Source organism: Stenotrophomonas ginsengisoli (assembly GCF_001431485.1).
In the GTDB taxonomy this organism is placed as follows: Bacteria; Pseudomonadota; Gammaproteobacteria; order Xanthomonadales; family Xanthomonadaceae; genus Stenotrophomonas; species Stenotrophomonas ginsengisoli.
This window is the reverse complement of the sequence record NZ_LDJM01000036.1, coordinates 71,861-79,081: the sequence shown is the minus strand read 5'-3', so window position 1 is coordinate 79,081 and position 7,221 is coordinate 71,861. Positions and strand designations below refer to the sequence as shown.

Sequence of the window (7,221 nt, the reverse complement as noted above, 5' to 3'; positions counted from 1 at the left end):
GCAGCTGTGGCCAGACCCTGCCCTGCTGAGTTGCCTGGATCCTTGACCATGTCCCAGAACACCCCGTCGCTGCTTGACCTTGAACACGCCGGTGCCTTCATCGAGCGCCATATCGGCCCGGATGAACGCGAGATCGAGCAGATGCTCGCCGTCGTCGGCCACTCCTCGCTGGAAGCCCTGACCGACGCCATCGTGCCGGCCACCATCAAGGCCGCCGATGCCCTGGACCTGCCCGATGCGATGACCGAGGTCGACGCACTGGCCAGGATCCGCGCCGTGGCCAGCAAGAACCAGGTGCTGCGCAGCTTCATCGGCCAGGGCTACTACGGCACCCACACCCCCAACGTCATTGCCCGCAACATCCTGGAAAACCCGGCCTGGTACACCGCCTACACCCCCTACCAGGCGGAAATCTCCCAGGGCCGCATGGAAGCGCTGATCAACTTCCAGACCATGGTCGCCCAGCTGTGCGGCATGGAGATTGCCAATGCCTCGCTGCTGGACGAAGCCACCGCCGCGGCCGAAGCGATGACTCTGGCCAAGCGTTCGGCCAAGAGCAAGTCCAACGTGTTCTTCGTGCACGATGCGGTGCACCCGCAGACCCTGGAGCTGCTCAAGACCCGCGCCAAGCCGCTGGAGATCGAGCTGGTGCTGGGCACCCCGGCCCAGGCGCTGGAAACGGACAGCTTCGGCGTGCTGCTGCAGTACCCGGACACCTACGGCAAGGTCGAAGACCACGCCGCCCTGGTGGAAGCCGTGCACGCCCGTCAGGGCCTGGTGGCCGTGGCCACCGACCTGCTGGCCCTGACCTTGCTTCGCGCACCGGGTGAGTTCGGCGCCGACATCGCCATCGGCAACAGCCAGCGTTTCGGCGTGCCGTTCGGTTTCGGCGGCCCGCATGCCGGCTTCATGGCCTGCCGCGATGCCTACAAGCGCTCGATGCCGGGCCGCTTGATCGGCGTGTCGATCGACAGCCACGGCAACCCCGCCTACCGCCTGACCCTGCAGACCCGCGAGCAGCACATCCGCCGCGAGAAGGCCACCTCCAACATCTGCACCGCCCAGGTGCTGCTGGCGGTGATGGCCTCGATGTACGCCGTCTACCACGGCCCCACGGGGCTGAAGCGCATCGCCCTGCGCACCCACCGCTATGCCGCCATCCTCGCCGCTGCCCTGCGCAATGCCGGTGTGTCGGTGGGCAATGACTTCTTCGACACCCTGCACATCACCGGTGTCGATGCCGCTGCCATCCACGCCAAGTCGGTGGCTGCCGGCATCAACCTGCGCCATATCGATGGCAGCAGCTTGAGCATCAGCCTGGATGAAACCGCCACCCGCGCCGATGTGGTCACCCTGGCTGGCCTGTTCGGCGCGGCTTGCGACATCACCGCGCTCGATGCAGCCACCGCCAATGCCCTGCCGGCCGGCCTGCTGCGCACCAGCAGCTACCTGGACCACCCGGTGTTCAACACCTACCACTCCGAGCACGAGCTGCTGCGCTACCTGCGTTCGCTGGCCGACAAGGACCTGGCGATGGACCGCACGATGATCCCGCTGGGTTCGTGCACCATGAAGCTCAACGCCACCGCCGAGATGATTCCGATCACCTGGCCGGAGTTCAGCCGCATCCATCCGCTGGCCCCGGCCGAGCAGACCACCGGTTACCAGGAGCTGATCGACGGCCTGGAAGCCATGCTGGTCAAGTGCACCGGCTATGACGCGGTCAGCCTGCAACCCAACTCCGGCGCGCAGGGCGAATACGCCGGCCTGCTGGCCATCGCCGCCTACCACGCCAGCCGTGGCGAAGGGCACCGCAACATCTGCCTGATCCCCGAATCGGCCCACGGCACCAACCCGGCCTCGGCCCAGATGGCCGGCATGAAGGTGGTGGTGACCAAGTGCGATGCCAACGGCAACATCGACATCGCCGACATCCGCGCCCAGGCCGAAAAGCATTCGGCCAACCTGGCCGCGATCATGATGACCTACCCCTCCACCCACGGCGTGTTCGAAGAGGACGTGGTGGAGATCTGCCAGATCATCCACGCCCATGGCGGCCAGGTGTATACCGACGGCGCCAACATGAACGCCCTGGTCGGCCTGGCCGGCCCGGGTGCCTGGGGTTCGGACGTCTCCCACCTGAACCTGCACAAGACCTTCTGCATCCCGCACGGCGGTGGTGGCCCGGGCGTCGGCCCGTGTGCGGTGAAGTCGCACCTGGCCCCGTTCCTGCCGGGCAAGCTGGGTGACAACGGCCCGGTGGGCATGGTCAGCGCGGCCAACTTCGGCTCGGCCTCGATCCTGCCGATCAGCTGGATGTACATCACCATGATGGGCGGCAACGGCCTGCGCCGCGCCACCCAGGTGGCCCTGCTCAATGCCAACTACGTGGCCAAGCGTCTGGCTCCGTACTTCCCGACCCTGTACACCGGCCGCAACGGCCTGGTTGCCCACGAGTGCATCCTGGACCTGCGTCCGCTGGAAAAGCTCACCGGGATCGGTGCCGAGGACGTGGCCAAGCGCCTGATCGACTTCGGCTTCCACGCCCCGACCCTGAGCTTCCCGGTGGCCGGCACGCTGATGGTCGAGCCGACCGAATCCGAGCCCAAGGGCGAACTGGACCGTTTCTGCGATGCGATGATCCAGATCCACGCCGAGATCACCGACATCCAGGCCGGCAAGCTGGACGCAGTGGACAACCCGCTGAAGAACGCCCCGCACACCGCTGCCCATGTCTCCAGCAGCGAATGGCTGCATGACTACAGCCGCGAGCTGGCCGCCTTCCCGCTGGAAAGCCTGCGCCTGCAGAAGTACTGGCCGCCGGTGGCCCGCGTGGACAACGTGCACGGCGACAAGAACGTGTTCTGCGCCTGCATCCCGGTGGATGCCTACAAGGATGACGAACAGGGCTGATGCCCTGACCGCACCTGCTTGCTGACACGACAAAGCCCCGCATCAATGTGGGGCTTTGTTGTTTACGCATACAGGGGACGCCTGCCCTGATCGAGGCCACGCCGACACCCCGACCACGCTGCGGCCAGCATCACTGCTGGCCGGCCTTGCACGCGATTGCCGCCAACTGAAGTCAGGCCCGTTCCAACCCGGGGTGGAATACTGAGTGACCCGCCCATGGTTTACCACGATGACTGCTCACGCCCACACCACCTCCCAGTACCAGGTTGGCCAACGCTGGCGCTGCCAGGGGCGCACGCCTGATGAACGCCCCTTGCTGCAGATCAACGAGATCAGCACCCACCCGCTGGGCGGGCAGATCTTCCACATCAGCCTGTACGACATCAAGATCCGCAACCCGCGCACGCCCGGTGTGCTGCTCACCCACATGGCCTACCTGCCGGTGACCCTGCCCACCCTGCAGCACAGCGGCCTGCAGGCGGTGGACAGCCAGCCGGTCAACGACGCCTACCTGGAAGGCCGCCAGCAATGGCAGGCCGCCTTTGATGCCGGCAATGCCGGTGCCTACGGCAATACGGTTGCCGCCATCCTGACCCTGGTCGAGAAACAGCTGCACGGCATTGCCAACGTGCCGCCCAAGCACTGAAATACAGAATCAAACCCTGCATCGGCAAGACTCGATGCAGGGCTACAGCCACGCCTGCTGCAACGGCGGGCGTGGCAGCTGCGGCAACCCGATGTGCCGGGAATGCGCTGAAAAATGCGGAACGACTACCACCGACAAGTGGCATGGCGTGGCCCGCCCACGGCCGGCCAATTCTCACTGCGCGTATACAGCCCAGCGCCGGCAGGCCGGCATCACACCTGTGCAGACAGTAGATTGCGCTTGGCCCGCTGGGCATTGGTCTGCAGACGGTACTGCCGTGGGGCCATGCCGGTCTCGGCCTTGAACTTGCGGGTGAAGGCGCTCTGGTCGGAAAAACCGCAGGCCTGGCCGATGGTGGCCACGCTGTCCGGGCCATGCAGCAGGTGCATGGCCATCTGGATACGCAGGCGGGTCAGCACCTGCTGCGGGGTCATCTGGAACACCTTGCGGAAACTGCGCTCCAGCTTGGACAGCGAGAACCCGGTGATGTCCAGCAGGGTCTGCATGCGCACATTCTGGCCGTAATGGGTGTTGAGGTAATCCAGGGCCAGGCGCAGCGGCTCATATTCGCCTTCCAGCCCGCCACGCTGGCCCAGGTCGCGGGAGATGCCGATCAGCCCGACAATCTGCCCGTCCATCACGATCGGCCGCTTGCAACTCAGGCACCAGCCCGGTTGCCGATTGGCGAACAGGTGCAACTCCATCACGTTCTCGATGACCTCGCCGGCCAGCACGCGCGCGTCCTGCTCGACATAGGCCGCGCTCAAGCCGGCCGGGTAGACCTCGTCGGCACGCTTGCCGATCACCTCGCCACGCGAACGCACACCCAACCGGCGCAGCATGGTCTGGTTGACGTGGGTGTAGCGCCCGTCCACGTCCTTGGCGAAGAACAGCACGCTGGGAATGGCATCAAACAGGGCTTCGACTTCGGCAGGATCAATGCGCATGGGGACAGCCTGCAGCAAGGGTGGCGGAAACGACGGGCGATGCAATTGTAGTGAAATCAGCAAAAAGCGTGAGCACGGATACAGGTGTGGCGATGACTCCCAGCCGATCCACATCCGCACATGCGCTGCACCGCAAGTGCTGCAGACAAGACCATGCAGGCACAACGGCCGCCCATGATCGGGCCTGCAGGCGGGCACGTCTTGATTTCTTACATTTTCATTAAAGCCGAATTCAGCACAATGAATCCAGCCTGGCGCAATTGGGCCGATACACGGCAGGCCCAGGCCATCGCTGCGACCGCCCCCGCCTGCCGCTCATGCCCGCTGCAACACCCGCCAGGCCGGCCACAGGAACACCGCACGGGCGACCACGAACAGCAGCATCGCCGCCCACAGGCCGTGGTTGCCGGCATAGCGCTGACCCAGCCAGGCCACCGGCACGAACAGCAGCAGGGAACACAGCGCGGCACGGCGCATGGCCGCGGTGGCCATCGCCCCGATGCACAGGCCGTCCAGCTGGAAAGCCGCCACCGACAGCAGCACATACAGCGCCACCCACGGCAACTGTGCCTGGGCCTGCGCCAGCACCTCGGCCAGGGAGGTCAACAGGCCCAGCACCGGCGCACCACCCAGCCACAGCATGGCCGACAACAGCAGCGCCGACAGCAGGGCCAGCTCGCTGGTCAGGCGCACGATACGACGCAGGCCGGCGCGGTCATTGCCGCCCAGGGCAGCACCGACCCGGGCCTCGGCCACGTGCGCAAAGCCATCCAGGAAAAAAGCACTGAAGGCCACCAATTGCAGCAACAGGTGGTTGGCAGCCAGGGTCGCCGCGCCGAGCTGCCCACCCAGGCGCGCAAACCAGGCAAACCCGGCCAGCAGGCACAGGGTACGCACCAGCAGGTCGCCATTGGCCACCCACATCTGCCGCCAGGCCGCGCGGTCGGCAAACAGCTCGCGCCACACCGCGGCGGCCGATGACGCCGTACCGGCCAGGCCAAGGCGCGGGCAACGCCACACCAGCCACAGCGCGAACAGGCAACTGCCCCACTCGGCCAGCGCCGTCCCCAGGCCAATGCCGTACACGCCCATTCCCAAGCAGCCGGCCAGGGTGATGTCCAGCAGTGCATTGCTGCCGTTGAGCAGCACCTGCACCGCCAGCAGCGCCCGGCTGCGCCCCTGGCCGATCAAGGCACCGCACAGCGCGTACAAGGCCAACGCTGCCGGGGCACCCCAGATACGTGCCAGCACATAGTCCTGGCTGCCGGCCAGAACCTGCGGGCCGGCGCCCATCAGGACATGGAATGCGCGAGCAAGTGGCCATTGCAGCAGGCACAACAGCACGCCGATGCCCAGGCCCAGCAGCAACGGGCGCACGATCGCGGCAACCAGCTGGCGGCGGTCGCCGGCACCGCTGGCGCGGGCAACAAAACCGGTGGTGGCCATGCGCAGGAAGCCGAAACCCCAGTAGACGAAGTTGAAGAACAACGCCCCCAGGGCCAGCGCCGCCAGCTCATGGGTAGTGCCGTAATGGCCGATCACCGCACTGTCGACCATGCCCAGCAAAGGCACCGAGGCGCTTGCCAGAATGATCGGCCAGGCCTGCTGCAACACGCTGCGTCGGCTCAAGGCGGGTGTATTGGAAATCAAGGTCGGCATCGGCACAGGATGCCGCAACACGCTGCCGCCGGCGCCATGAACACCATCAACCGGCACACTGGGCAAGCTGCGGGCAGGCTGGGCTCAAGGCCGATCAAGCGCGCCGGCGTGGCATCAGGGTTGCGGCTGGCCAACCTCGTCTTTCACCGGGCCGTCTGCGGGCACGCCCTGTGCAGGCACGGGCAAGGCCGCACCTGGATGGCGCGCAGCCGGTACGGAAGCCGCCTTGCCCGGCGCAACCTGCACCGGGCGGGCCGGGCCTGCCGGCGCCACGGGGGTCTCGGAACGCAGCGAGGGCGCCTGCAGACGCGCGATGGTGGCGATGGGCACGGCTTCGGCGCGTTGCTGGTCCGGCCACCACAGGAACACGAAGGCACTGCTGGTGCCCAGCAGACGGGCCGGGCGCAGCGCCGTGGAAGCCTGGCCACTGAACTGGACCAGCACCGGGTTGCCGGCATCGTCCTGGCGGATGGCCTGGGCACGCGAGCTCACGTAGAGCGCCGAGCCGGCCACCATCGTCAGCCCGACAGCGGCCACCATCGCAGTCAGCGGACGCAGGCCGGTGGACTGCCAGCTGGTCAAGGCCGACGGGGTAAACAGCAGACGCCAGCCCCGGTGCCGCGCGCACAGCCCCCTCACCCGGGCCGGGTTGCGCAGGCGCAGGGTTTCCGGCCAGCTGACCAGCAGCACGATGGCCACCCCGACCAGCAGCACCAAGGCGTAGACCGGGTCACGCACCCCGGCCACCAGGAAATCACTGGCCTGCAGGTAATCGAGCACGGGCAGCCGGAAACCACGATAGAACCAGTAGCTGCACCACAGCCCGAGCATGGACAGCAACAGGTAGGCCGTGGTGAACAGCAGCGCCGGCTCGCGCCGCACCCGCTGCACGAACTGCAGCACCAGCGAATCGTCGCTGCCATCGGCCACCGGAATCAGTGACCAGTCCATCGGCGCGACGGCCGGCGCCGGCACCCGGCGCGCTTGTTGTGTGCGTTTTTTCTGCGTCATCCCCGGCTCCCCCTGGCTGCCGGCAAGCATCGCCCAATTGCCTGC

The 7,221-nt window shown here is 66.8% G+C and carries 5 protein-coding genes; 2 read left to right on the top strand and 3 right to left on the bottom strand.

Going from position 1 to position 7,221, the window contains the following annotated elements; genetic code table 11:
* The first annotated feature begins 48 nt into the window (after positions 1 to 48).
* The gene (gcvP, locus tag ABB30_RS13280) at positions 49 to 2,913 is read left to right on the top strand and encodes an aminomethyl-transferring glycine dehydrogenase (protein ID WP_057638805.1); all 2,865 of its coding nucleotides are present in this window, start codon (positions 49 to 51) and stop codon (positions 2,911 to 2,913) included.
* Between the two features lie 229 nt (positions 2,914 to 3,142).
* A complete protein-coding gene (locus ABB30_RS13275; protein WP_152980747.1) occupies positions 3,143 to 3,559 on the top strand; it encodes a hypothetical protein in 417 nt (138 codons plus the stop codon).
* Positions 3,560 to 3,771: 212 nt separating this feature from the next.
* Here the strand turns inward: ABB30_RS13275 and ABB30_RS13270 are convergent, their stop codons facing one another.
* The 3 genes from ABB30_RS13270 to ABB30_RS13260 all read right to left on the bottom strand — a co-directional run bounded on the left by ABB30_RS13270 (position 3,772) and on the right by ABB30_RS13260 (position 7,176).
* Positions 3,772 to 4,506, bottom strand: coding sequence for an AraC family transcriptional regulator (locus ABB30_RS13270; RefSeq protein ID WP_057638803.1), 735 nt, complete (start codon positions 4,504 to 4,506; stop codon positions 3,772 to 3,774).
* A 315-nt stretch (positions 4,507 to 4,821) separates the two neighbouring features.
* Entirely contained in the window at positions 4,822 to 6,165 is a 1,344-nt protein-coding gene (locus ABB30_RS13265) for an MATE family efflux transporter (protein ID WP_057638802.1), read from the bottom strand.
* A 114-nt stretch (positions 6,166 to 6,279) separates the two neighbouring features.
* On the bottom strand, positions 6,280 to 7,176 hold the full coding sequence (locus ABB30_RS13260; RefSeq protein ID WP_152980746.1) for a hypothetical protein: 897 nt from the start codon (positions 7,174 to 7,176) through the stop codon (positions 6,280 to 6,282).
* Positions 7,177 to 7,221 lie beyond the last annotated feature (45 nt).

Bases quoted from the DNA above. Each gene is read 5' to 3' on its own strand.
- gcvP (WP_057638805.1), top strand. From the start codon at position 49: ATGTCCCAGAACACCCCGTCGCTGCTTGACCTTGAACACGCCGGTGCC.
- ABB30_RS13275 (WP_152980747.1), top strand. From the start codon at position 3,143: ATGACTGCTCACGCCCACACCACCTCCCAGTACCAGGTTGGCCAACGC.
- ABB30_RS13270 (WP_057638803.1), bottom strand. From the start codon at position 4,506: ATGCGCATTGATCCTGCCGAAGTCGAAGCCCTGTTTGATGCCATTCCC.
- ABB30_RS13265 (WP_057638802.1), bottom strand. From the start codon at position 6,165: ATGCCGACCTTGATTTCCAATACACCCGCCTTGAGCCGACGCAGCGTG.
- ABB30_RS13260 (WP_152980746.1), bottom strand. From the start codon at position 7,176: ATGACGCAGAAAAAACGCACACAACAAGCGCGCCGGGTGCCGGCGCCG.